The 25559-nt window shown below is 56.9% G+C and carries 24 protein-coding genes and 1 pseudogene; 9 read left to right on the top strand and 16 right to left on the bottom strand.

The annotated features are described in order from the left end of the window. The first annotated feature begins 17 nt into the window (after positions 1-17). The 5 genes from NG99_RS14390 to NG99_RS14370 all read left to right on the top strand — a co-directional run bounded on the left by NG99_RS14390 (position 18) and on the right by NG99_RS14370 (position 4867). The gene (locus NG99_RS14390; RefSeq protein ID WP_198138789.1) at positions 18-764 is read left to right on the top strand and encodes an ATP-binding cassette domain-containing protein; all 747 of its coding nucleotides are present in this window, start codon (positions 18-20) and stop codon (positions 762-764) included. A gap of 19 nt (positions 765-783) precedes the next feature. After that, complete coding sequence (locus tag NG99_RS14385) at positions 784-1785, top strand: ABC transporter permease (RefSeq protein WP_198138790.1); 1002 nt, start codon at positions 784-786, stop codon at positions 1783-1785. A 3-nt stretch (positions 1786-1788) separates the two neighbouring features. After that, positions 1789-2868, top strand: coding sequence for a phosphotriesterase family protein (locus NG99_RS14380; RefSeq protein WP_034894175.1), 1080 nt, complete (start codon positions 1789-1791; stop codon positions 2866-2868). A gap of 12 nt (positions 2869-2880) precedes the next feature. Beyond that, positions 2881-3636 carry a glutamine amidotransferase gene (locus NG99_RS14375; protein ID WP_034894171.1) on the top strand — a complete coding sequence of 252 codons (756 nt, stop codon included), beginning with the start codon at positions 2881-2883 and terminating at the stop codon, positions 3634-3636. Positions 3637-3724: 88 nt separating this feature from the next. Further along, the gene (locus NG99_RS14370) at positions 3725-4867 is read left to right on the top strand and encodes a M20 family metallopeptidase (RefSeq protein WP_034894169.1); all 1143 of its coding nucleotides are present in this window, start codon (positions 3725-3727) and stop codon (positions 4865-4867) included. Here NG99_RS14370 and NG99_RS14365 read toward each other — a convergent pair. Next, positions 4832-5164, bottom strand: coding sequence for an MmcQ/YjbR family DNA-binding protein (locus NG99_RS14365; protein WP_034894166.1), 333 nt, complete (start codon positions 5162-5164; stop codon positions 4832-4834). The genes NG99_RS14370 and NG99_RS14365 overlap by 36 nt on opposite strands. A 230-nt stretch (positions 5165-5394) precedes the next feature. Between NG99_RS14365 and NG99_RS14360 the strand changes: the two genes are divergently transcribed. Continuing rightward, entirely contained in the window at positions 5395-6201 is an 807-nt protein-coding gene (locus tag NG99_RS14360) for a sugar phosphate isomerase/epimerase family protein (protein ID WP_052130728.1), read from the top strand. 7 nt (positions 6202-6208) lie between these two features. On the opposite strand, the gene NG99_RS14355 is transcribed toward NG99_RS14360, so the two are convergent. The 8 genes and pseudogenes from NG99_RS14355 to dnaB all read right to left on the bottom strand — a co-directional run bounded on the left by NG99_RS14355 (position 6209) and on the right by dnaB (position 14780). Continuing rightward, positions 6209-7189: a LacI family DNA-binding transcriptional regulator gene (locus NG99_RS14355; RefSeq protein ID WP_034894160.1), complete on the bottom strand. Its 981-nt coding sequence runs from the start codon at positions 7187-7189 to the stop codon at positions 6209-6211. Positions 7190-7275: 86 nt separating this feature from the next. Further along, positions 7276-8427: pseudogene (locus NG99_RS14350) on the bottom strand (Gfo/Idh/MocA family protein). Between the two features lies 1 nt (position 8428). Then, entirely contained in the window at positions 8429-9493 is a 1065-nt protein-coding gene (locus NG99_RS14345; protein ID WP_034894157.1) for a sugar phosphate isomerase/epimerase family protein, read from the bottom strand. Positions 9494-9509: 16 nt separating this feature from the next. Further along, positions 9510-10748 (bottom strand): MFS transporter, encoded by a 1239-nt coding sequence (locus tag NG99_RS14340; protein ID WP_034894153.1) that lies wholly within the window; start codon positions 10746-10748, stop codon positions 9510-9512. Positions 10749-10962: 214 nt separating this feature from the next. Beyond that, entirely contained in the window at positions 10963-11379 is a 417-nt protein-coding gene (locus tag NG99_RS14335; RefSeq protein WP_034894150.1) for a secondary thiamine-phosphate synthase enzyme YjbQ, read from the bottom strand. 23 nt (positions 11380-11402) lie between these two features. After that, positions 11403-12596, bottom strand: coding sequence for an amino acid aminotransferase (locus NG99_RS14330; RefSeq protein WP_198138782.1), 1194 nt, complete (start codon positions 12594-12596; stop codon positions 11403-11405). Between the two features lie 170 nt (positions 12597-12766). After that, positions 12767-13231 (bottom strand): Lrp/AsnC family transcriptional regulator, encoded by a 465-nt coding sequence (locus NG99_RS14325; RefSeq protein ID WP_034894144.1) that lies wholly within the window; start codon positions 13229-13231, stop codon positions 12767-12769. A 133-nt stretch (positions 13232-13364) separates the two neighbouring features. Then, positions 13365-14780, bottom strand: coding sequence for a replicative DNA helicase (gene dnaB, locus NG99_RS14320; RefSeq protein WP_034894141.1), 1416 nt, complete (start codon positions 14778-14780; stop codon positions 13365-13367). 99 nt (positions 14781-14879) lie between these two features. On the opposite strand from dnaB, the gene NG99_RS14315 reads away from it, so the two are divergent. Then, positions 14880-15860 carry a quinone oxidoreductase gene (locus NG99_RS14315; protein ID WP_034894137.1) on the top strand — a complete coding sequence of 327 codons (981 nt, stop codon included), beginning with the start codon at positions 14880-14882 and terminating at the stop codon, positions 15858-15860. 227 nt (positions 15861-16087) lie between these two features. Here NG99_RS14315 and pspG read toward each other — a convergent pair whose 3' ends face one another. From pspG to NG99_RS14285, 6 genes are all read right to left on the bottom strand, one after another. Continuing rightward, complete coding sequence (pspG, locus tag NG99_RS14310) at positions 16088-16318, bottom strand: envelope stress response protein PspG (RefSeq protein ID WP_198138781.1); 231 nt, start codon at positions 16316-16318, stop codon at positions 16088-16090. Between the two features lie 184 nt (positions 16319-16502). Then, positions 16503-17498 carry a tRNA dihydrouridine(20/20a) synthase DusA gene (dusA, locus tag NG99_RS14305; RefSeq protein ID WP_034894132.1) on the bottom strand — a complete coding sequence of 332 codons (996 nt, stop codon included), beginning with the start codon at positions 17496-17498 and terminating at the stop codon, positions 16503-16505. Positions 17499-17662: 164 nt separating this feature from the next. Continuing rightward, complete coding sequence (locus tag NG99_RS14300) at positions 17663-18991, bottom strand: MFS transporter (RefSeq protein ID WP_084110532.1); 1329 nt, start codon at positions 18989-18991, stop codon at positions 17663-17665. A gap of 49 nt (positions 18992-19040) precedes the next feature. Beyond that, entirely contained in the window at positions 19041-19895 is an 855-nt protein-coding gene (locus NG99_RS14295) for an NAD(P)-dependent oxidoreductase (RefSeq protein ID WP_034894129.1), read from the bottom strand. A 28-nt stretch (positions 19896-19923) separates the two neighbouring features. Beyond that, the gene (locus tag NG99_RS14290) at positions 19924-20925 is read right to left on the bottom strand and encodes a transketolase family protein (RefSeq protein WP_034894125.1); all 1002 of its coding nucleotides are present in this window, start codon (positions 20923-20925) and stop codon (positions 19924-19926) included. Next, a complete protein-coding gene (locus NG99_RS14285) occupies positions 20922-21785 on the bottom strand; it encodes a transketolase (RefSeq protein WP_034894122.1) in 864 nt (287 codons plus the stop codon). Before NG99_RS14285 ends, NG99_RS14290 begins: the two co-directional genes overlap by 4 nt. A gap of 220 nt (positions 21786-22005) precedes the next feature. Here NG99_RS14285 and NG99_RS14280 point away from each other — a divergent pair, with 220 nt between their 5' ends. Further along, positions 22006-22908, top strand: a complete 903-nt coding sequence (locus tag NG99_RS14280; RefSeq protein ID WP_084110530.1) for a LysR substrate-binding domain-containing protein — start codon at positions 22006-22008, stop codon at positions 22906-22908. Positions 22909-23114: 206 nt separating this feature from the next. On the opposite strand, the gene NG99_RS14275 is transcribed toward NG99_RS14280, so the two are convergent. After that, positions 23115-24356: a conjugal transfer protein TraF gene (locus NG99_RS14275; RefSeq protein WP_034894119.1), complete on the bottom strand. Its 1242-nt coding sequence runs from the start codon at positions 24354-24356 to the stop codon at positions 23115-23117. 494 nt (positions 24357-24850) lie between these two features. Between NG99_RS14275 and zur the strand changes: the two genes are divergently transcribed. Next, on the top strand, positions 24851-25366 hold the full coding sequence (gene zur, locus NG99_RS14270) for a zinc uptake transcriptional repressor Zur (protein WP_034894116.1): 516 nt from the start codon (positions 24851-24853) through the stop codon (positions 25364-25366). Positions 25367-25559: the final 193 nt, after the last annotated feature.

Below are 25559 nucleotides of genomic sequence, written 5' to 3'. Positions count from 1 at the left end.
GCACAGCACGGGTAGAAATGGTCAATATCACCAAGACTTACGGCTCGATCCGCTCGCTGCGCGGGGTCAGTCTCAAGCTGGCGCCTGGCGAAGTACTGGGTCTGGTTGGCGATAACGGCGCGGGCAAATCCACGCTGACCAAAGTCCTTTCCGGTGCCGTAGTACCCAGCAGCGGCGCAATCCGTATTGATGGCGAAGAGCAGCATTTTACCAATCCGGCGGATGCCCGCCGCTGCCATATCGAGATGGTTTATCAGGATCTTTCGCTGTGCGACACCGTGGACGTGGCGGGAAACCTGTTTATGGGCCGTGAACCAATGAAACACCTCCTCGGCATCCCCTTTCTCGACCAGGCAAAAATGCATGCCGATGCCCGAGAGATGTTAAAGGGCCTGGGAATTTCGATTCCAGATACCCGCCTGCTGGTGCGTAACCTGTCGGGCGGCCAGCGGCAGGCCATTGCCATTGCCCGTGCCGCCGCCTTTGCGCCGAAGGTGCTGATTATGGATGAACCCACCGCCGCGCTGGCCGTGGCGGAGGTGGAAGCCGTGCTGGAGCTGATACGGCGCGTTAGCGCTCGCGGCGTCAGCGTCATCCTGATCACCCATCGCCTACAGGATCTGTTCCTGGTCTGCGACCGCATTATGGTGATGTACGAAGGCACCAACGTGGCGGACCGTCTGGTGGCCGAAACCAGCCTTGGCGATATCGTCAACCTGATTGTCGGTGAGAAATTCACCGCACGCTCCGCCGCCGCGCACTGAGGTAAACGGGATGAGTATGATCAATTTAAGCGGTTCACGCGTTATCCAGCATTCGCTACCGCGCCGTCTGCTGCACAACCACTCCGGCGTGGTCAGCATTGCGCTGTTTTTTATCTTCTGCTGCGTGGTGTTCTCGTTTATCACCAATAATTTTCTCAGCAGTACCAACTGGCTGAATATCATTCGTCAGAGCGCTCCGCTGCTGATTGTCGCCACCGCTATGACGCTGGTGATCACGACCGGAGGCATCGATCTGTCGGTAGGCTCGACGCTGGCGCTGGTCGGCGCGCTTTCGGCCATCGCGCTTAACTACTGGGGGCTGCCGTGGCCGGTAGTGCTGATTGGCGGCCTGCTGCTGGGCGGTCTGGTCGGCGCCATCAACGGTTTCTTCATCGCTTTTGAAGGTATTCCGGCCTTTATCGTCACCCTGGCGACGCTGGCCGTGGTGCGCGGCGTGGCGCTGCTGATCACTCAAGGCTATTCCATTCCCGTCCCTGCCGACAGTCCGTTTAGCTTTATGGGGCGCGCATGGATGCTGGGCGTTCCGATGCCCGCGCTGATCGGGATTGTGGTACTGATTGTTGGTCATATCGTCCTGAATCATATGCGTTTTGGCCGCTATGTGACCGCCATCGGCGCCAATGCCGAAGGCGCGCGCCGCAGCGGTATCAATACCAAAACGGTGACGATGCGCGTTTATATCATCAGCGGGATGGCCGCCGCGCTGGCGGGGATGATCATCACCGCCCGGCTGGGCAGCGGCTCCTCGAATCAGGGCGAAGGCTTTGAGCTTCAGGTGATTGCCGCCGTCGTGCTCGGCAGCACCAGTCTGTTCGGAGGCTTTGGCACCATCATCGGTACGCTGCTGGGCGCAATGTCGATCGCCATTATTCAGAACGGCCTGATCCTCTCCCACATTTCGCCGTTCTATACGCAGATTGCCACCGGCACCATCATTCTGCTGGCGATCTGGCTGAACACCCGCATTCTCAACCCGGCAAGAACGCCGTCGAAAGGATAGATGATGAAAGGATCTATTTTTCGCCACGCCGAGCCTTTACCGGTTGGCGTCAGCAGCGGCCACCTGATGACCGTTCTTGGGCCGATGCCGCTGGCTGAGATGGGCGTCACGCTGATGCACGAACATATTTTGCTGGATGCCTCCGGCAAGTGGGTTGCGCCCTGCTGCTGTAGCGACCGACACATCGCCGAAATGCCGGTACGCATCGAAAACCTTGGCGAGCTGTCGCTTAACCCGCTGATGAGCCGTGATAACTGCCAGCTGTTTGACGTCGATGTCGCCATTGAGGAACTGATCAAATTCCGCGCGCTGGGCGGCGAAACGGTTATCGATCCGACCAATATCGGCATCGGGCGCGATCCCAAAGCCCTCCAGCGCATCTCGCGCCTGACCGGGCTGAATATTGTGATGGGCACCGGCCTTTATCTCGAACCCTCGCATCCGGACTGGGTAAAAACCATCACCGTTGAGCAACTGACCGAAAAGCTGGTGTATGACGTGGGGGGCGCAGAAGAGAAGCCGGAGGTCATTGCCGGTCTGATCGGTGAGATTGGCATATCCAGCCGCTTTACCGCCGACGAGGAGAAATCCCTGCGGGCGGCTGGCCGGGCCAGCGCGGCAACCGGCGTGCCGATTGAGGTTCATCTGCCCGGTTGGGAAAGGTTGGGCCACAAAGTGCTCGATATCCTTGAGCAGGAGGGCGCCGATCTGCGCCATACGGTGCTGTGCCATATGAACCCCAGCTTTGCCGACAAGCGCTACCAGCGCGAGCTGGCCCAGCGCGGCGCGTTTCTGGAATACGACATGATCGGCATGAGCTACTACTACGCGGATGAGTCCGCCCAGTCGCCTTCCGATGAAGAGAATGCCAGGGCGATCCGCGAGCTGATCGATGACGGGTTTATTCAGCAGATCCTGCTGTCCCAGGACGTGTTCCTGAAAACCATGCTCACCCGCTACGGCGGCCACGGTTACGGCTACATTCTTAAACATTTTGTTCCCCGTCTGCGTCGCCACGGCGTTAGCGGCGAGCAGCTTGAAACATTAATGATTGCTAACCCGCAGCGCGTGTTTGGCGGGTAAAGGGAGAGAGTTATGCCGAAGAAAATTCTGCTGGTCGGTGAATCCTGGACCAGCACCTCGACACACGTTAAGGGTTTCGATCAGTTCGCCACCGCCACCTGGCACAATGGCGCGACGGACTTCCTCGCGGCGCTGGCCGACAGCGATTATGCCATCACCCACCTGCCAGCTCATGAAGCGCCGGTGAATTTCCCGCTAACGCTGGAGGCATTGCAGCAATGGGACGCGATCGTGCTTTCGGATATCGGCGCTAATACGCTGCTGCTCCATCCCGATACCTGGCTGAAGAGCCAGAGAACGCCGAACCGCCTGGCGCTTATTCATGATTACGTGGCCGCTGGCGGCAGCCTGATGATGATCGGCGGCTATTACAGCTTCCAGGGCATCAACGGCGGCGCGCGCTATCGCCATACGGCGGTGGAAAAAGTGCTGCCGGTACGCTGCCTGGCCTGGGATGACCGCGTTGAATCGCCGGAGGGGATTTATCCTGAAATCGTCGAGTCCCATGCGGTTTTCAACGACATCGGCAGCGACTGGCCGTGGCTGCTGGGCTACAACGAAGTGGAGATGCAGCCCGAAGGGACATTGCTGGCGACCGTTGCCGGTACGCAGCACCCGCTGGTCGCCGTCCGCGAGTACCAGAAAGGGCGCTCGCTGGTGTGGACCAGCGATATGTCGGCCCACTGGCTGCCGAACGAGTTTGCCGCCTGGCCTGGCTATCGCCAGCTGTGGATCAACTGCCTGAACTGGCTGACCAGCCGGGCATAATGCCGGATCGCAAGCCGATCGCACGGCTTTAGCGGCAGCGGCAGCTAACGCTCGCCGTCCCGAAGCCGACATCGGAGGAACTGAGCGAATGACAGAGCAAACCCTTGAGCTGACCCAGCGCCTGCTGGAGTTTGACACCATTAATCCGCCCGGCGATGAGGCGGCCTGCATGGCGTTTTTTGCCGGGTGGCTGCGTAAACACGGTTTTGAGGTGACACTCAGCCCTTTCGGCGAGAAGCGCGTTAACCTGATCGCGCGGATCGCCGGGGCGACCGAAGGCGATCCGCTGGCTTTTACCGGCCATCTGGACACCGTGCCGCTGGGAAATCAGCGCTGGGAACACGATCCTTTTGGTTCGACGATCGTGGGAGATCGCCTGTACGGACGAGGTTCCAGCGATATGAAAGCGGCAGTGGCCGCTTTTGCCGTCGCCTGCGTGACGCATCAGGATGCAATCCGAAAAGGAACCGGCGTAGTGCTACTGATTACCGGCGGAGAGGAAACGGGCTGCGACGGGGCGAAAGCGTTAATTGCCGAAGGGAAACTTCCGGCAATTGCTGCGCTGATCGTCGGCGAACCCACGGCGAACTATCCGGTTATTGGCCACAAAGGCGCTTTGTGGCTGCGCTGTGAAACGAGAGGAAAAACGGCACACGGCGCGATGCCAGAGCTGGGCATCAACGCCATTTATCTGGCGGCGGAAGCGCTGGGTAAAATTCAGCATTTCGAGCCGGGCGCGCCGCATCCGCTAATGAAGAAACCGACGATAAACGTTGGCCGTATTGAGGGCGGGCTGAACATCAATTCCGTGCCGGACCGCACGCAGTTTGATGTCGATATCCGCACCTCTCCTGATTTACAGCACGCTACTATCCGGCAAAATCTCACCACCGCGCTGGGCGAAAAAGTTAGCGTGTCGACGCTGGTCGATCTGCCTGCGGTGCTCAGCGAAGAGCAGAACGCGTGGATTACCGCCGTATATCGGCGCTGCCAGCCGCTGCACGACCAGCCGATCGTGGCGAAAATCGTGCCCTACTTCACCGACGCCTCGCTGCTGCTGCCGGCGGTGGGCAATCCGCCCTGCGTTATCTTAGGCCCCGGCGAACCCGGCATGGCGCATCAGACCGATGAATATTGCCTGCTGAGCCGCCTTGCTGAAGCGGAAAAACTGTATGGTCAGCTGATTACCGACTGGCTAATGGGGGCTGCGGGTAGCCAGCACCTGCTGTAGCGAGGCATCCACCAGGTAATAGATCTGTGAATCTTTCAGGGTGCCGTCCAGCAGTACGGTACTCCAGTACGACTTGTTCAGATGTTCGCTGGGTTGCACATCTTTATGCTCTTCACGCAGTAAATCCGCCAGCGCGGACGTGGCCTTGAGCGCCACGGCCGGGCGACCGTTTACTTCATGCACCAGCGCAAACATCACGTCATCCACTTTGATCTGCGTGGCTTTCCAGTCGCTGTGCACGCTCTGCTCCGCGCCGGGCTTGTCCATGCAGTAAGACAAAAGATCCGATATGTTCATAGGTTTATTCCCCTTGCCGCGTGGCAACCGTGTCGGTGATGCCGTAGCTTTGGTAAATCAGTATAGGTGATTCACCGCCACAGTTGATGCGAGTCACAATCAGGAGCAAAAAAAACACGTCTTAATGTAATCGATTACTTTATGGTGCTATTTTTGTAATCGATTACTTTTACTCAAGGAGACTGCCTGTGTTTAGCAAACGACTGATCCCATCCTGCCTGCTGGCCGTGATGGCCCTGACCTCATTTTCCTCTGCGGCGACAGAAGTAGAAAATGAAATCGCCCTGCAAATGTACACCTTACGCAACGTAGGATCGGCGAAAGACCAGTTCGAAATGGCGCATAAGGCCGGGTTCAAAAATATTGAGATCGTCGGGACACACGATCTCAGCGCCGGGAAGATGAAAGCATTGTTGACCAGCAACGACCTGCACATCACCTCCGCTCACGTCCAGCTTTCGGCGTTAGAAAATCAGTATCAGCAGACGGTCGACTTCAATAAGGCCGTTGGCAATAACACCCTTATTGTTCCGTGGATTAAGCCGGAAGACCGCCCGGATAATCAGCAGGGATGGATTAAGTACGCTCAGCGTCTGAACGCGCTGGGCGCCAGGCTGCGCAAGGACGGTATGCAGCTCGGCTATCATAATCACAATTTTGAAATGAAGAAGTACGACGGCGTGACCGCGCTGGAAATCATCATGGATCACTCCAGTAAAGACAACCTGAAGCTGGAGATGGATGCGGCCTGGGTGTCACGCGGTGGTCAGGACCCGGTTCGGTTCCTCAAGCAATATTCCGGCAGGATTTACGCTATCCATGCTAAGGACAATGCGGGGATTGGCGTTCGCGATGACGAAATGAATTTTGCGCCGCTTGGTGAAGGGTTGCTGGACTGGAACAGCATCCTTCCTGCCGCTAAAGCGAGCGGCGTGAAGTGGTTTATTATTGAACATGATGCGCCGAAAGATCCGTGGCAAATTATTACCACCTCCCATAACAATCTGCGCGCCGATCTGACGAAGCTGGCGCGCTAGCGGCACGTCAGGTACTGGCACGCTCAATCAGGTGCCAGTCCATATTGATGCGTTCGGCTGGCGAGTCAGGGTTAGCAATTTTTTGCAGAACCAGTTCGCAGGCCTTGCGGCCGATGGCGCGCGAGGGCTGCGCAAGCGTGGTTAGCGGAGGTGACACCATCTCCGCCAGTTCAGTGCCATCAAAACCCGCTACGGCAATATTTTGCGGCACCTTTAGCCCGGCGTCCTGAATGGCTGACATCGCCCCAGCCGCCAGCACATCCGACACGGCAAAGACGGCATCGGGGATCTCTCCATCTGCAAGCAGCGCATTCATGGCGTTTTTACCGGCGCTGAAGCTCAGTTCATTGGCATAGCCGATCGCCTGCCACGTCAGGTGATGACGCCTGAGCTCATGCAGATACCCCTGCTCGCGCAGCTGAGCATATTTGTAGCTCAGGTCATGATTGATCAGCGCAATACGCTGATGGCCCTTTTCGACCAGCAAACGAACCAGCTGTTGAGAGGCCTCGTGGTCGTCGATACCGACGCAGGAGATCTCTCCGGCATCGGCATATTCCGCACACTGCACCCAGGGCGTTGCGCCAATCAGCTGCGTCAGCTCTGGCAGCTTGCTGAAGGCGTCCATAGTAATGATGCCATCCACAATCTTGCCCGCGAGCAGTTGCAGGCTTGAGCGCGAACGCTCAATGTCCGACCCCGAGTTACACAGCAGGATACGGAAGCCGTTCCGTTCGGCCTCCTCCTCAATCCCTTTCACCACTTCGGCGCAAAACGGGTTAGAAATGTCCGACACCATAACCAGAATCATTGAGCTACGCGAAGTTCGCAGCTGGCGCGCCAGCAGGTTGGGCTGATAGTTACTCTCCCTGATAACTTGCAGCACCTTCTCGCGGTTTTTGTCTTTTACCGTTTCACTGTTATTCAGTACGCGTGAAACCGTTGCGACAGAAACGCCCGCAAGGCGGGCGATTTTTTGAATGGACATGGTGTCAGCTCTTGCTCAATCCGATGAGATGCAGGCTACCATAAATTCGCGGGAGACAATAAGTTAGCCGCGCCGGGCATTAATCCTCAGCGCCCAACGCTTATCCAACGCCGCTGCTTATGGCTTTGCAGAATGGCGTCCACTATCGACATGACCTGCGCCCCCTCGTGGAAGGTGGCGAAAGAGGCCTTCCCGCGCAAGGGGGGACGCCCTTCTGCCACCGCAAGGTAAAACTGCTGCATCATATTGCGAAACGCATCGTGCCAGCCTTCGATATGCCCTCCGGGAAAATGGGCAAATCCAGCCACCTGCCGGTGCATAAGAGAGGGATCGTCTGACAGAATCTGGTTGGGCTGATGACGATGTCAAATCCACAGCTGCTGGGGGATTTCCTGATCCCAGGCGAGCGAAGACGCACTGCCATTCACTTCCAGGCTTAGCCTGTTCTTGCGCCCTGCGGAGACCTGCGACACGTTAAAACAGCCTTTGCTGCCGTCATCAAAGCGGAACAGCACAAATCCCATATCCTCGGTGGTCACCTCCTGCGATTGATAGCGCACTGCCTCACTTTGCGCGCTGAACGTCGCGTTACCCTGCACGCTGGCTTTACGCGTTGGCCAGACGATGGACAGATCGGCCATCACCTCAACAATTTTCCTGCCGGTAACGAACTGAATGGTGTCGCACCAGTGCGAGCCAATATCGGCTACCGCACGAGACTCGCCGCCCTTCCCGGCGACCACTCGCCAGTTAAAATCCGTCTCTTCCAGCATCCAGTCCTGCAAATAGCTGCCCTGAGCTGAAAATAGTCTTCCCAGCTCATTTTGTTTAACCATGCTGGCCGCCTGCTGCACCATAGCGAACTGGCGGTAAACAAAGCTGACGCCGTGTACCACCCCGGCTTTTTCAGCCAGTTGCTCCAGCTCGCGGGCTTCATCCATCGTCATACATAGCGGCTTTTCTGAGAAAACGTGTTTGCCAGCGCGCAAAATCTGCCGGTTAATCTCAGCATGAAGATGGTTAGGGGTACAGTTGTGAACGGCGTCAAGCCCCTTATGTTGCAGGAATGAGGGCAGATCGCCGTACGCAGACGCCACATTCAGCGCCGCAGCCCGTTCATCCGCAACCTGCTGGCTGGATTCACAAATCGCCACGACAGTGATGTTCCCCAGGCGACGCAGCGCTTCAATATGCGCCGGGCCGATAAACCCGCTGCCAATAATGCCTACGTTGATCATCCTACTCCCCCTTTTCCAGGCCTAACTGCTTACGGATGCTGGTCTGCGGTGGGTGCTGAGCGGCAAAGTCATCAAAGGCGCGATCGGCTACCGGAATAATGTGGCGCTGAATGAATTCGGCGCCTTCACGCGCCCCGGTTTCGCTGTCTTTCAGGCAGCATTCCCACTCCAGTACCGCCCAGCCCGCATAATCATACTGCGCAAGCTTGCTAAAAATTCCTTTAAAATCAATTTGACCGTCGCCCGGCGAGCGGAAGCGCCCGGCGCGATCGATCCAGCTCTGGTAGCCGCCGTAAACACCGCTGCGGCCGTTGGGCAGATACTCCGCATCCTTAACGTGGAAGGCTTTAATGCGGGGGTGATAAATATCTATAAACTGCAAATAATCAATATGTTGTAGATAAAGATGGCTCGGATCGAACAGAATATTGCAACGCGGGTGGTTGTTCACCGAGGCCAGGAAGCGCTCAAAGGTCACGCCATCATGCAGGTCCTCCCCGGGATGAATTTCGTAGCAGACGTCCACGCCATGACCATCGAATTCGTCAAGAATGGGCTTCCAGCGCCGGGCCAGCTCGGCGAAGGCTTCGCTGAACAGCTGCGCATTGTGCGGTGGCCAGGGGTATAAATAGGGCCATGCCAGCGAGCCGGAAAAGGTCGCGTGCGCGCTAAGCCCCAGATTTGCCGAAGCCCTGGCCGCCCGTTTCAGCGTTTCGATCGCCCATGCCGTACGTTTGCCAGCGTTGCCGCGCACCGCGGGCGGAGCAAAACCATCAAACCCGCTATCGTGCGCCGGATGTACCGCGATCAGCTGACCTTCCAGATGCGTCGACAGCTCGCTGACGGCCAGGCCGTAGTTCGCCAGCAGCCCCGTCACATCGTCACAGTAGCTCTGGCTGGTCGACGCTTGCTCCAGATCGAAAATCGCCGGATGGTTGCAGGGGATCTGCACCGCTTTATAACCCAGCGCCGAAGCCCACTGCGCCAGCCCCTCAAGCGAGTTGAACGGTGCCTGCCGATCGATAAACTGCGACAGAAAAATAGCTGGTCCTTTCAACGTTTTCACGCCTACCTCCGATTAATCAAACCGCTTCATCCCGATACCTGAAGGAGAAGAGGAAAACAAGGGCAATCACCGCCGCCGCGGCAGCAGGTATCCACCAGAAGAGCGCCCAGTGCTGTGCAGAAGTCTGGCCTGCGACCAGCTGGTTGTAGAGCGCGCCGGAAATTTGCGACCCCAGCAACATGCCGATGCCGTAGGTAAACATGACGATCATGCTCTGGGCCTGCCCTTTCACCTTTTCACCGGCAATACGGTCGGTGTAAATAAACCCCACCACGAAAAAGAAGTCGTAACAGACGCCGTGCAGCAGGATGCCGAGATAAATCAGCGCCCGCCCTTCTTCCCCCATCCCCAGCGCAAACAGGGCATAACGCACGAACCAGGCACACATACCGGCCAGCAGCATGTATTTAACGCCGAGACGACGAAACAGCAGGGGGATCACCAGCATGAAAAATATTTCAGACATCTGCCCGAACGACATCACGGTACTGACGTTGTCAAACCCGGCATCGGCCAGCCAGGAGGCGGTGTAGGCGTAATAGGTGCCAAGCGGGATCGAAATCAGCATCGCGCACAGTGAAAAAATAAAGAAATGGCGAATTTTGAGCAGCGCAAACGCATCGGCGCAGAACAGGTCACGCATTTTAAACGGCAGCCCTTTGGCGGGCGCGGGAGTATGCGGCAGCGTGAGGCTGTAGATCGCCAGCACGACTGAGCAGAGGGCCGCCAGCGAAAAGATAGTGGTGCTGGACGAGATGCCGCTGACGCCAATGAAGATCCCCGCCGCGATCCAGCCGATGGTGCCGAACACGCGCACGATCGGAAAACTTTTATCGCTGCTGGCGAGGCTGTGAAAAGCGATGTTATTCGCCAGCGCCAGCGTCGGCATAAAGCAGAGGGTGTAGCCAAACAGCAGCGCTATCAGCAGGCTGCCGTTTTCAGCCACCAGCGCGCCGGGCACAAACCATAGAATGACCGCCCCGGCCAGGTTCATCACCGCCATCACTTTTTGGGACGAAAAGAAGCGGTCGACCAGCATTCCCAGCACAAAGGGCGACAGAATGGAGGCAATCGGCCCGGCTGAGAACGCATCCCCAATCAGTAGCGACATGTTATGTTGCGTCATCACCAGTCCCAACGTAACCGACCAGCTTCCCCAGATAAAAAACTGCATAAACATCATCAGGGAGAGTCGTGGGACCAGCAACCACGGCTGAATAGTCGTTCTTTCAGAGCCTTGCGTTAAGGGTACCATAATAACCTCAATTAAAAGTAATCGATTACATTAAAAGGATAGATAAAGTAATCGATTACAATTTAATATTCTTTCGGGGAGATCACATTTTATGCACGGCAGGAGATGGCGGGATCGGACCTTGAGAAAGTGAAAACACCGCGTGAAGGAAAGCAGATGGCAGGGAAGAGAGAATGACGGCAGCGGGTCTTGTCGCTGCCGCCGCTTTGGCGGGCTATTCCCCTTGCAGGGTGGCAACAATCTTACGGGAGCCGCCCTGAAGTCGATGCTCTCCCAGCCAGATACCCTGCCAGGTCCCCAGCAGCAGACGCCCGCGGTTGACCGGCAGCACCAGCGAAGCCCCTAACATCGACGACTTAATGTGGGCGGGCATATCATCCGCACCCTCATAGTCGTGTTCGTAGTGCGCCTTTTCCGGCACCGCCCGCAGGAAGTGCTGTTCCATATCGCTACGCACCGTGGCATCGCAATTTTCATTTAGCGTCAGTGAAGCCGAAGTATGCTGCAACAGCAAATGCAGCAGCCCAACCTGCACGTCGCCTAAGCGGCGCAGTTCCCCGACGATTTCATCCGTTACCAGATGAAATCCGCGTGATTTAGGGCTTAGCGTAATGGTCTGCTGATACCACATGGTCCTGCTCCTGAAGCGAATGATTACATGACGGCAGCAAAGGCTTCCGCCACCTGATGCACGTTACTGCTGTTCAGTCCGGCCACGCACATGCGGCCGCTGGCGATCAGGTAGACGCCGAACTCGTTACGCAGGCGATCGACCTGTTCCGCGCTCAGCCCGGTATAGCTGAACATTCCGCGCTGTTTCAGCAGGTAGTCAAAGTTTTTGCCCGGTATGGCCGCCGTCAGCACCTCCACCAGCGCCTGACGCATGGTAAGGATACGCAGACGCATCTCTTCCACTTCCGCCAGCCAGCTCGCCTTCAGCTCCGCGTCGTTCAGCACGCAGGAAACCACCTGCGCCCCGAAGTTCGGCGGGCTGGAATAGTTGCGGCGGACGGTCGCCTTCAGCTGACCCAACACGCGCGAGGCCTCTTCCGCATCGTCACAAACCACCGACAGGCCGCCGATGCGCTCACCGTACAGCGAGAAGATTTTCGAGAAGGAGTTGCTGACCAGCGCTGGCAGGCCCGCCGCCGCAACGGCGCGAATGGCATAGGCATCCTCTTCCATTCCGGCGCCAAAGCCCTGATAGGCGATGTCGAGGAACGGGATCAGATTACGGGTTTTCAGCACCTCGGTAACGCTATCCCACTGGGCGTTGGTCAGGTCGGCACCGGTAGGGTTATGGCAGCAAGGGTGCAACAACACGATGCTCTGCGCAGGCAGCGTGTTCAGTTTGGCGATCAGCTCGTCAAACTTCACGCCGTTGGTCACAGGGTCGTACCAGGGATAGGTGTTCACTTTGAAGCCAGCGCCAGCAAAGATAGCGACGTGGTTTTCCCAGGTCGGATCGCTGACGTAGACCTCAGAACCGGGGAAATAAGCTTTCAGGAAATCAGCGCCGACCTTCAGCGCGCCGGAGCCGCCAACGGTTTGAATGGTAGCAATGCGGCCCGCTTTCAGCGCCGGATGATCCTGACCAAACAGCAGCGGAGCAATCGCGCTGCGATAAGGCGCGAGGCCGTCCATCGGCAGATACACTGAGGCAGCCTGCTCCTGCGCCGTCAGACGGGCTTCCGCTTCGGTAACGGCCTTCAGCTGCGGGATCACTCCCTGTCCGTCATAATACAGCCCGATGCTCAGATTCACCTTTTGCGGTCGCCTGTCCTGTTTGAACGTCTCCATCAGGGAGAGAATTGGGTCGCCGGCGTAGGCATCAACGTTTTGAAACACGGTGAAAATCTCCATTTATTGGTAGGGGTCAGAGGTTAAAGCGACCAGGGCGGTGGTTTATGGCGATGATAAGGTTGAGGATCGGCGCACCCGGAACGAATACCGTACCGATCCTGTCGCGATAACGCCAGTACCGGATGCGCAACAAGACAAATTTGTAGGCGGAAAAGTCAGACTGGCATCATTACGCCATTCTCTTTTAAACGGGTGAGCACCACGGAAGTTTTCACATGCGATACGCTTTGATGTCCGGCAACAAGCTGGCTGATTAAAGCGCTAAGCCCTGCCAAATCCTTTACCGCCACCTTCAATAGATAGTCGGCATCGCCGGTCGTTTTGTAAGCATCCACAATTGCCGGCTGCTCGGCGACCATGCGGTGAAAGCTCTCAACATAGTCTGAAGTGTGGTTAATCAGGCTCACCTCAATCAGCCCAATCATTCCCAGCCCCACGGCATCAGGCGAGAGCCGCGCGTGGTATCCAAGGATTAGCCCCACCTGCTCAAGGTTAATACGGCGGCGCGAGCATTGTGAGGCGGAAAGGCCGACTAAATCACTCAGTTCCTGATTGGTCAGACGGCCATTAGTTTCAAGTAAAGTCAGTATCTTAAGGTCGAAATCGTCAATCTGGGTCATTATCGATCCGGGTGGTTAGTCAGGGGCGCGATCCCGACAGATAACCGCATTTTTCGCCCTGTTGTCCAACACTATTTTCTTGATGGATCGCGCGGATTATTTAAACAATCGATAATCCACCGGCCACGCCAGACTATTCGTCGTCGTACTGTGGGCCAGCATAGTTATCAAACCGCGACCATTGACCGTTAAAGGTCAGACGCACGGTGCCGATTGGCCCGTTACGCTGCTTTCCGAGGATGATTTCGGCAATGCCTTTCAGATCGCTGTTTTCGTGATACACCTCGTCACGGTAGATAAACATGATTAAGTCGGCATCCTGCTCAATGGAGCCGGACTCACGCAGGTCGGAGTTGACCGGGCGTTTATCCGCGCGCTGCTCCAGCGAGCGGTTAAGCTGCGACAGCGCCACTACCGGCACCTGAAGCTCTTTCGCCAGCGCCTTCAACGAGCGGGAGATCTCGGCAATTTCAAGCGTTCGGTTGTCGGACAGCGAAGGCACGCGCATCAGCTGGAGGTAGTCGATCATGATCAGGCTCAGGCCCCCATGTTCGCGGAAGATACGCCGCGCGCGGGACCGCACTTCCGTCGGCGTCAGGCCCGAGGAGTCATCGATAAACATGTTCTTTTTCTCCAGCAGGATCCCCATCGTGCTGGAAATACGCGCCCAGTCTTCATCATCAAGCTGGCCGGTACGGATACGGGTCTGATCCACGCGCGACAGCGAGGCCAGCATACGCATCATGATCTGCTCGCCGGGCATCTCCAGACTGAAAATCAGCACCGGTTTTTCCTGGAGCATGGCGGCGTTTTCGCACAGGTTCATGGCGAAGGTCGTTTTACCCATCGACGGACGCGCCGCAACGATGATCAAATCCGATCGCTGCAGCCCGGCCGTTTTCTTATTCAGATCGTGATAGCCGGTATCCACGCCGGTTACGCCGTCGTGCGGGGTCTGGTAGAGAGATTCGATCCTTGAGATCGTCGCTTCGAGGATCTGGTCGACGCTTTTCGGCCCTTCATCTTTATTGGCGCGATTTTCGGCGATCTGAAACACGCGGGATTCCGCCAGATCGAGCAGATCCTCGCTGGTGCGCCCCTGAGGATCGTAACCCGCATCGGCTATCTCGTTAGCCACGGAGATCATCTCTCTGACCACCGCACGTTCGCGTACGATGTCGGCATAAGCACCGATATTCGCCGCGCTGGGGGTATTTTTCGATAATTCAGCCAGGTAGGCAAAGCCCCCCACCAGGTTCAGCTCGTTCCTGGTTTCCAGCGATTCAGAGAGCGTAATCAGGTCGATGGGCTTGCCCAGCTCCAGCAGGCGCTGCATCTCGCTGAAGATCATCCGGTGCGGGCGACTGAAGAAATCCTGCGCAACCACGCGTTCGGAGACGTTGTCCCAGCGTTCGTTATCCAGCATTAACCCGCCCAACACGGACTGCTCCGCTTCCAGAGAGTGAGGAGGCAATTTCAGCCCTTCCATCTGCCGATCGCGCGGTTCACGATTATCACCGGATTTGTTGGTGGGTTTATTTCCTGCCATAGTGATGCAATACCGAAAAAAGAGAGTGGGGACGGGCAAGTATACCCGTTTGGCGTGCCGTCGTCCTCCCTCAATGACGCGGAATCAATGGGAGTGAACATGGCAAAACGTATACAAATCAGCCAGCATGGCGGGCCGGAAGTGATGCAGCTGATCGATGTCGCAATCCCTGAGCCGGCGGCCGGGGAAGTGGTGGTTGAGAACAAAGCGATCGGGATTAACTATATCGATACCTACGTGCGCAGCGGGCTGTACCCGGCTTCTCTGCCCTCAGGCCTCGGCACCGAAGCGGCTGGCGTGGTGAAAAGCGTGGGCGAAGGCGTTACCGCACTTAAGGTCGGCGACCGCGTGGTCTACGCCCAGTCGGCGCTGGGTTCGTATAGCGAATATCATGCGGTACATGTGGATAAGCTGGCGCTGCTGCCGGACAACATTTCCTTCGAGCAGGCTGCGGCTTCCTTCCTTAAGGGGCTGACGGTGCACTATTTATTGCGTCAGACCTATGTTGTGCAGCCGGATGAAATCTTCCTGTTTCACGCCGCCGCTGGCGGCGTCGGCCTGATTGCCTGCCAGTGGGCAAAAGCTTTAGGCGCGCATCTGATCGGCACGGTTGGATCGGCTGATAAAGCGCAGCGCGCGAAACAAGCGGGTGCCTGGGCCACGATCAATTACCGGGAAGAAGATCTCGCCAGCCGCGTGGGCGAACTGACCGATGGGAAGAAAGTGCGGGTGGTTTACGATTCGGTGGGCAAAGATACCTGGGAAGCCTCGCTGGACTGCCTGCAGCGGCGCGGACTGATGGTGAGCTTCGGCAACTCTTCAGGCCCGGTAAGCGGGGTGAACCTGGCAATTCTTAATCAGAAAGGGTCTTTATACGTTACCCGCCCTTCGCTAAACGGTTATGTCACTACCCGTGATGCGCTGACCAGCGCCAGCAACGAACTGTTTTCGCTGATTGGCAGCGGTGCGATTAAGGTAGAGGTGCCGCCGCAGCAGAAATTTGCGCTGAAAGATGCGCAGCAGGCGCATAAAACGCTGGAGAGCCGGGCAACCCAGGGATCGAGCCTGCTGATTCCCTGATCGTCAGAGACAAACAGGGCTTCCCGAAGGAAGCCCTTTTTTTCTTTTTTTTATCGTTCGCGCTGCTTGTAGGGTCAGAGCGATGAATTCGTGTCGATTCAATAGAACGCATCCTGGCAGAATTCATAAGTAAATAATATGTTTAATTGCAATTTAATCTATGCAATATGTCAGGTTGTGATCCAGGGCGCATTACTGGCGACACGAATCTAGCCAAGGTATTGATATTAACGTGATATCCAGCGATCGCTTTTCGACTGCGGCTTTCTGCAAGCCCGATAGATCCACACCGCCACCACCGCCAAAACCAACCACGGTAACATTTTTATAACAATAGCCAGCATTCCACCAAACAACATCACAAAGGTCGCGACGACCAGCGCGGCGATAATTCCAAGTAGAGAGATGCCGGTCAGCAGCAGCATCAGGAAAAAACCAAGGACAAATAAGATTTCCATCAGGGTACGCTCCAGAAAATGAGTCTTGAGGGACTATTACAAGAAGCGTGCCAGGGTTGAAGATGAGATAACCTGTTGAATTCACGGCAAAGACTCACGCCAGCGCGATACTGGCGTGGTGAATTTCATCACTTAATGGTGAGAGTTTAACGAAACCCTGTTGCGCGCGTTCAGCATAAGGGCTTTATACCGCCGCCGGGATCTTATCTGCGACCAGCGCCAGCGCCTGCTCAACCGTTTCGATATTGGCACCGGGTTTGTGCGCATTTTCGCTGAGATGACGACGCCACTGGCGGGCGCCGGGAATGCCCTGGAACAGGCCCAGCATATGGCGGGTGATATGGCCCAGCCAGGTGCCCTTCGCCAACTCCGCTTCGATATACGGATACATTGCGCGGACCACGGCAACCGGATCGGCAGCCGGTAGGCTGCTGCCGAACAGCTCGCGGTCAACCTGCGCCAGAATGCCGGGATTCTGGTACGCTTCGCGGCCCATCATCACGCCGTCCACATGCTGCAAATGCACTTTGGCCTCTTCCAGCGACTTTATGCCGCCGTTAATGGACAGCGTCAGATGCGGAAAGTCACGCTTCAGCTGATAGACACGTTGATAGTCCAGCGGCGGGATCTCGCGATTTTCCTTCGGGCTAAGTCCAGACAGCCAGGCTTTACGCGCGTGGATGATAAACATCTCGCAGCCCCCCTGCTCCGATACCTGGCGGATAAAATCACAGAGGAATTCGTAGCTATCCTGCTCATCAATGCCGATGCGGGTTTTAACCGTAACCGGGATCGACACCCGATCGCGCATCGCCTTGATGCCATCCGCCACCAGCGCCGCTTCGCCCATCAGGCAGGCACCAAAGCGCCCGTTCTGCACGCGGTCAGACGGGCAGCCGACGTTCAGGTTGATTTCATTATAGCCACGCGCCTGCGCCTGGCTGGCACACTCGGCCAGCGCGGCGGCGTCATAGCCGCCCAGCTGTAAAGCCACGGGCTGCTCCAGCTGATTCCACGCCAGATAGTCTCCTTTGCCATGAATAATGGCACCCGTGGTGACCATTTCGGTGTAGAGCAGAGCATGGCGCGTCAGCTGGCGCAGGAAATAGCGACAGTGGCGATCGGTCCAGTCGAGCATCGGGGCAACGGAAAAGCGGTGTGCGGGTAACATCTGGGTCATAAAGCGTGCGAACTCGGTGTGATTAACAAATGACGATAATGTGCGCAATGATACCACGCCCGACGGCGGCAAGCATTAGCGGCAGCTTCAGAACGCTTCAGCCGGCCCCTGAGCCGGTGGTTGCCGTAAAAAGCCGGGCTTCAGCCCGGCAGGCAAAGCTTCACTCAAACCGTTCTGGCGCGGGAGGGCGCGTGGCTGGGTCTTACTTTCGCGACTATCGCCGGAGCCGTTTCCCTGGTGCGAACAGCGCACAGAGTGGAAATGACGCCTAACAGCGAGAACATCACCGCTGGCCCAATCCAGCCCACCATGCCGTAAACGCCGGTGGCGATAAACGGCAGCAGCCCCGCGACAACCGATGCCCCGTTGTAACCCAGCGAAATACCGGAAGACCGAACGTGAGCCGGGAACTGTTCGGAGAACCAGCTCGATTCCACCGCAAAGATCGGATCGTGGCTGAACAGCAGCGACAGTGAGACGGCCACCACTACCATCAGCACCGCGCCGGTATTGATCATCATAAACATCGGAATGCCGAACAGAATGGTGAAGATCGCGCCGATCAGGAAGATCGGACGGCGGCCCACTTTGTCACTGAGCGCACCGTAAACCAGGTGGCTAATCAGGCCGATCGCCGAGCCAATCAGCGTTCCCCACAGCACATGCTCTTTGGTGGTGATGCTCGCCAACACCACATAGGAGAGCATAAAACTGGTGGTGAGATAATACCCGCCGGTTTCCGCGAGGCGCAGACCCATGATGCGCATAATGATCCGCCAGTCGCTGCGGATGACTTCCAGCGCAGGCTGCCTGACGATCTTGTTATCGGCCCTGGCTTTTTCGAATTCGGGCGACTCGTTCACGCTCATACGAATAAAGATCCCGATCGCCACCATGACAAACGAAAGCAGGAACGGCATACGCCACACCCAGTCCCCCTCAAACAGGGAGGACGAGAGCAGAAACGCGCCGTTCGCCAGCAGCAGCCCCAGTGGGATACCCAGCTGCGGTACTGCGCCGTAGAAGCCGCGCTTTTTCGCTGGCGCGTGTTCGAAGGCCATCAGCACCGCGCCGCCCCATTCCGCTCCGAAGCCAATGCCCTGGACCATTCGCAGCAGGATCAGCATGATCGGCGCCCAGACACCTGCCTGCTCGTAGCCAGGCAGCGCGCCAATCAGCACCGTTGCCAGTCCCATCGCCAGCAGCGACCAGAACAATACGGCTTTACGGCCATAGCGATCGCCGAAATGTCCCGCCAGATAGCCGCCCAGCGGACGCATGAGGAATCCGACGGCCAGCGTGGCGAACGCCGCCAGAATGCCGATTAAAGGCTCTTTGGTATGAAAGAAAATCGGCCCGAAGAACCCGGCGGCAGCGGTGCCGTAGATAAAGAAGTCATAGCTTTCCACCGCCGATCCGATCATCGAGGCAAAGGAAACCTTAACCGGGTTGTCCTGCATAGTCGTTGTAGGTTGTACAGGTGTCGTGCTCATGTCTTACCCCTGATTATTGTAGTTGAGGTAGCAATCTTTCTGCGTTGCTTCAGGATTGATGGGCCCAGGTCTCGATCACCCGGCTGTCATCCCGCAGGCCCAGACCCGCTTCGGCTGCCGCCAGATAGCGTTGATGCGCCACCTGTAGCAACGGCACCTCCGCCGCGCAGGCTTGTGCCGATTCGGCCACCAGCCCGCTGTCTTTTACAAAAATGTTGATCGAGCTGGAGACATCTACGTCCGTGCCTTCCAGCATCCGCGGGCCACGGTCCGAAAGCATCCAGGAGCCGGCCGCCCCTTTTTCCACCAGCGACAGTACCGCCGCCCGATCCAGACCCAGCGACTGCGCCAGGCTTAACGCCTCAGCCGCCGCAACAATATGGATCGAACACAGATGCTGATTGATCACTTTGATCCCCTGGCCCTCTCCCAACGCCGTGCCGACAATACGCACGCAGCCCATCGCCCGCAGCACGGGCTGAACCGCCTCCAGCTCGTCGCGCGTACCGGCGGCAAAAATAACCAGCTCCCCGGTTTTCGCTCTGGCCGTGCCGCCCGTCACCGGCGCGTCCACCACGCTGGCTCCGGCCAGGCGCAGACGCTCCCCCTGCTCGCGCACCGCATCAGGCCCGACGGTCGACATAACGACCCAGCGTTGCCCTGCCACCTTGTCCTGCGCCTGAGTCACCAGATCCGCCAGCTGCTGCGGCGTGGCGACCATGACCACCACCACATCAGCAGGAGGCGCGTCGGCAAAGCGGCTAACCACTTCAATATCCTGCTCCAGCGCCTTCAGCCGCGAGGTTTCAGACAGGTCCACGCCAACAACGGCATGGCCCGCCAGCTTGATGCGTGCGGCCATCGGCAAGCCGATGGCGCCTACGCCGACAAAAATAACCTTCATCGTGATTCTCCCCTTCAGGGCCGCGAACTCAGCGCAGCCAGGATTTAAGTGAAGCCACCATCGCCTCGGTAGAAATGCCGTAGCGATCGTGCAGGGTCGGCAGCGCGCCAGCGTCCAGATAGCTGTCCGGCAGGGCGATCTGTTTAAACGGCGTAACCACCTGCGCGCGCATCAGCGTGGTGGCAACGGCCTCGCCAAGGCCGCCAATGGTGCTGTGGTTTTCCACCACCACGACCAGCCGTCCCGGACGGCTGCACTGGGCGATAATAGTGGCCTCGTCCAGCGGCTTGATGGTCGGTACGTGCAGCACGGCGACGTTAACGTTATCGGCCGCCAGCGCTTTGGCCGTTTCCAGCGAGCGCATGGTCATGATCCCGGAAGAGATCAGCAGCACCTCATTGCCCTCGCGCAGCAGGCTGGCTTTGCCAATCTCAAACTGATAGTCGTACTCGTCCAGCACCAGCGGAACCTTGCCGCGCAGCAGGCGCATATAAACCGGCCCCTGATGAGCAGCCACCGCGGCAACGGCCTGTTCGGTGTCCAGCGCGTCGCAAGGGTCGATAATGGTCATGCCGGGTATGCCGCGCATCAGCGCAATATCTTCGGTTGCCTGGTGGCTGGGACCGTAACCAGTGGTCAGGCCCGGCAGCGCGGCGGCAATCTTCACGTTAAGATGCTCTTCCGCAATCACCTGATGAATAAAATCATAGGCGCGACGGGTGGCAAAAACGGCGTAGGTGGTAGCGAAGGGCATAAACCCTTCCTTCGCCATGCCGCCGGCGGCCCCCATCAGCAGTTGCTCCGCCATCCCCATCTGGAAATGGCGATTCGGATACGCATTGGCAAAAATATGCAGATCGGTATATTTCGACAGATCGGCGGTCATGCCGACGATTTCCGGCCTTTTCGCCGCCTCTTTCACCAGAGCATGACCAAACGGGGCCGGGACGGTGCGCTGGCCTTCTGAAGCAATTGAGGCAATCATCGCCGAGGTTGTCAGGCGCGGTTTTTGTGGCGTGGTTGTCCTCATGCTTTCGCTCCCCGGTCCAGAATGGCAATCGCCTGCTGCCACTCTTCCGCCTCAACGCGGATAAAATGATTCTTTTCGCGCTGTTCAAGAAACGGCACCCCTTTGCCCATCAGCGTGTCCAACAGGATCACCCGGGGAACCGGCTCAGGATGATGACGAGCCAGGTCGAAGGCCTGCTTCACTGCGGCAATGTCGTTGCCATCAACGCGCTGAACGTACCAGCCGAAGGACCGCCATTTATCCTGCAAAGGTTCAAAGCCGAGGATTTTCTGGGAAGGGCCATCCGCCTGCTGCTGGTTGATATCAACCAGCACAATCAGATTGCTCAGCTGATGATGAGCGGCAGACATCGCCGCTTCCCATGTCGCGCCTTCATCCAGCTCGCCGTCCGACATCGAGTTATAAACGAAAGCCGGGTTGTTTTTCTGCCGCAGCCCTAACGCCATGCCCACCGCGATGCTCATCCCCTGGCCGAGCGAACCGCCGGAGATCTCCATGCCTGGCGTATAGCTCGCCATGCCGGACATCGGCAGGCGACTGTCGTCGGAACCGTAAGTTTCCAGCTCCTCCTCAGCGATAATCCCGGCCTCGATCAGCGCAGCATAGAGAGCAATGGCGTAATGCCCGTGGGAGAGCAGGAATCGGTCGCGACCTTCCCACTCCGGCTCGTCGGGTCGATAGTTGATGGCGTGACACCAGGCCACAGCCAGCGCGTCGGCCAGACCCAGCGCCTGCCCGATATAGCCCTGGCCCTGCACTTCCCCCATTCGCAGCGCAAAGCGGCGGATATGGTATGCATGGTGAGCCAGGCGAGTTAGCGGGTTGCTGACGGCCAGCCCGGGTTCTGCAACAGTACTCATAGTCGGATTCCTGATAGTGGCGGAGAGAACAACGTCATCGGCGGCAAAAGAGGCTACATTGATCGCACTATGTTAATTAAGTGATATTATTCACGCGTACAGTTCATCTGTATCCACTTCCGGCGTCGCGCCAATGCGTCTAACCTTGCTTAAGATTACGGAGCATTACGCCTGCGCGACAAAAGCATATTTTGCATCCCATGATGAATGAGATTCACGAATGAGCCTGACAGCCAAAGCCCCCCTCCCTTTCTTACGCGCTTTCGAAGCCGCAGGCAGAACCGGCTCTTTTGCGGCAGCGGCCCAGGAGCTGGATCTTTCGCCCAGCGCCATCAGCCACGCCATCCGCAAGCTGGAGGAGATCATGGCGCTGAGATTGTTCCAGCGTACTACGCGTGAAATTCAGCTAACCCGTGACGGCGCGGTGCTGCTGGAGCATATTCAACGGGCCTTCGATGAAATCCAGCTTGGTTTGTCGCTGGTCAGTAGCCAGCAGGCCCGTCCGCTGCGCCTGCACACTGCCCCCAGCTTCGCCAATCAGTGGCTGCTGCCGCGCCTTGCCGCCTTTGTGAAAAAATATCCTCATATCGATCTGAGGCTGTCCGCCAGTACCGAGTACGCCCGCTTTGAGCAGGATGATTTTGATCTGGATATTATTTATGGCGAGCCACGCCCATCGCCTTACGAGAAGGTGCCGCTGGCCGTAGAGGAGTTGACGCCACTTTGCAGCCCGGCGCTGGCTGAGCAGATCACCACGCCGCAGGATTTGTACCAGCAGACGCTGATCCAGTGTGACGTTCAGCTATATCAGTGGAAAGGCTGGTTTGAGGCCAACGATCTGGTTGCTCCGCGGCAGTATGGGCTGCGCTTTGACCGTAGCTTTATGGCGATCGCCGCCGCCGTGGATGGGCTTGGCGTGGTGCTGGAGTCCAAGCTGCTGGCGGAAAGAGAACTCAGGCGCGGCGCGCTGGTCTGCCCGCTGATCGACATCACCAAAGAGATCCATTACATCGGCCATTACCTGGTTTACCCGCGCAGCAAGCATCCACATCCGGCGTTTGACACCTTCAAAGCCTGGCTGCTGACCGAATTGGGGTTGGGCAAAAGTGACGCTGGACGGTGAGTTGGATCACGCTTTAACCGCATCGTTCAAAGCCTGTGGCAAAAAGAACCGGGCAGAAATGTGAGCCATTTCACCTGTAAGCGCAGGATGTCAGGGAGGGCGCTCACGGTGGATTTATCCGGCGCAGTGAGCGGAAAAATCACTAAAACAGGCTGACGCGGGAACGGGAAGATTTCGTTCCCGGCCAGACCACCAACTGAAAAGCCTCAGAAGGTAAAGTTCAGCTGGGCAACCGCCCCCCAGGTACGATCGTCACCTTTCATCCCAGCCAGATCCAGATGCACTTTATCAAACGGTGAAATCCCAAAACCAGCGGTAACCACGTTGGTATCGTTCGACTTCATATCAGCACGGTAACCGGCCCGCAGTTGCAGCCAGCTAAGCAGGCGATATTCGGCACCGACACCCGCGTACTGGCTCTCTTCCTGCGTTTTAAAGCGTTTGGTTGGGGTGACGTCGACATCCAGCGCGGCGGTCAGGCGCTCGGTATGAAAAGAGACGCCGGGCGTCACCACCGGGGAGATCTGATAGGTATCTTTGTAGCCGTTAACTTCTTTGGTATCAATGTCTCGCGAGATAAGGTTCTGCGCGCTCAGGCCCAGCGTCCAGCTGTCGGTAATATCGGTTGCCGCACCGGCATCAATGTTGAAACCGCTGTTGGTGCTTTTATAACGATCGTTGGTGAAATCCGACTTGTCGTAGTTATAAACCGACGCGCTGTAGTTATACAGGTAGGTTCGCTGTAACTTTGGCGTGATGCCAAACGAGACCGGGTGCCCGGCAACGGTAAACTCATGCGCCACGGCAATGCCATAATCATAAACGATCGCGCCGCGCCCCAGTCCGGTGGAGGTTAGCTTGTTCTGGTCACCGGGCAGCGGAATGACGGTACCATTCGCCACGCCCTGCAAATAATCGATATCGCTTTGGGTGACGTCGGCGGTAACGTGCGCCGTGCCGTAAGCCTTAGTCACAAACGCGAACGGCAGCGTGTCGTTGGGAACGGTGACCGCAAAAGCAGCGCCAGCCGTACCGGACGCCTGGTTGCCTCTGATATCACGCAGCCGATTGGCTAAATCGCCAGCGGCTGCCTGGACTTTTGGGTAATCGGCAAAGCTGGAAAGATTATTGGCAATGTCCCGGTAGCGATCTACGCTGTCGGTCAAATCGTCAACCTTATCGATCAGCTTATTTTTGTCGGTCACCTGCAAGCCAGCGGCTGGAAAAATAACGCTTACCGTATCATCAGGTTTAGCTTTGGTCATCAGCGCTGGGTTCGCCAGCACGGCTGTTCCGTATGTCGACGACGCAACGCCGGTTCCCCCCATCGCATCATTACGCGCATCGTAATAATTGCCAGCGGCCAGGACGCTAAGGGGAGCCAGTAACAAGACAGGAAAAACTACGGGACGGGTAAAACTTTTCACATTGCGGATTAATTTTGCCATTTTGCCTTGAGCCCATCGAAACAAAGAGAGGAAACGCTCAGGTGAGAGCGGGAAATTTTCTACTGCCTGAATAATGAACACAAAGGCAGCAATTCATTGCCGTGAAATGAAGAGTAATACCAGGGCTTTTCCGCTCATTGCCGGTTTGTTTATCTGTTATCAGACTTATCGATATGCCTGCCGATCGATAAGCCTGTCGATCCTTCCAAACCGACCAGGATTTTCCTTAGGCCCTTTAAAAAAGTAGTCATAGAATTTATGTGCTGCAAATCACATTAGCGATATTTCACTTAAATTTAATGACAGGTAAAAAAAATGACTCAATGAGTTAAGAACTCTTAACTCTTAACGAATCAGATCGGTACCGTTCTTTAGCAGACTTTATTCAGGTTGTTCAGCTGCCAGCCTGGCACCAGGGGAGGGTAATACGCGGCATTCGGCGATTTTCGGTGAACGTGATAATATAACAAACCGACCTGGCCTGAGGATAAGTTATGAATCTAAGCAATCCGGAAAAAATCCTGACCCAGGCAGAAGCCCTCTGCCTGCAGCGTAACGTCAGACTGACGCCTCAGCGTCTGGAAGTGCTGCGCCTGATGAGCCAGCATCACGGTGCAATCAGCGCTTATGACCTTTTGGATCTGCTAAGGGCCAGCGAACCGCAGGCTAAGCCGCCGACGGTGTATCGGGCGTTAGATTTTCTGCTTGAGCAGGGCTTCGTGCATCGGGTGGAGTCAACCAACAGCTACGTTGTTTGCCTTCATTTCGAGAAACCTTCCCATACTTCCGCCATGTTAATCTGCGATCGCTGTGGTTCAGTGGCGGAGCAGCAGGCGGAAGGCGTTGAAAGCATCCTGAAATCACTGGCCCTGAATTCCGGCTTTACGCTGGCTCACAGCGTTATAGAAGCTCATGGTTTATGCGGCGACTGTAGCGAGGTGGAGGCTTGTACCCATCAAGATGCGTGCCAACACGATCATAGCGTGGTAAGCAAAAAGCGCGGGCGCTAAATTCAGACAGGCGTGGTGAAACAGAGTATTAAGACGACGAACGTGGAATGAGAAGAACAGTGTAGAGGAACTTCTGTGAAGGCGGGTGGCACAGTCCCTGTGCCGACAGGAGCATCGTCATTAAACGCTGAAATCATGTCAGAGAACTATTAGCGGTCAGAAACGATGGTTGTTATGAGCCTGTACATAGATT

Origin of the sequence: Erwinia typographi (assembly GCF_000773975.1) — a bacterium.
Classification (GTDB): Bacteria; Pseudomonadota; Gammaproteobacteria; order Enterobacterales; family Enterobacteriaceae; genus Erwinia; species Erwinia typographi.
This window is presented reverse-complemented; position numbering and strand designations above follow the sequence as displayed.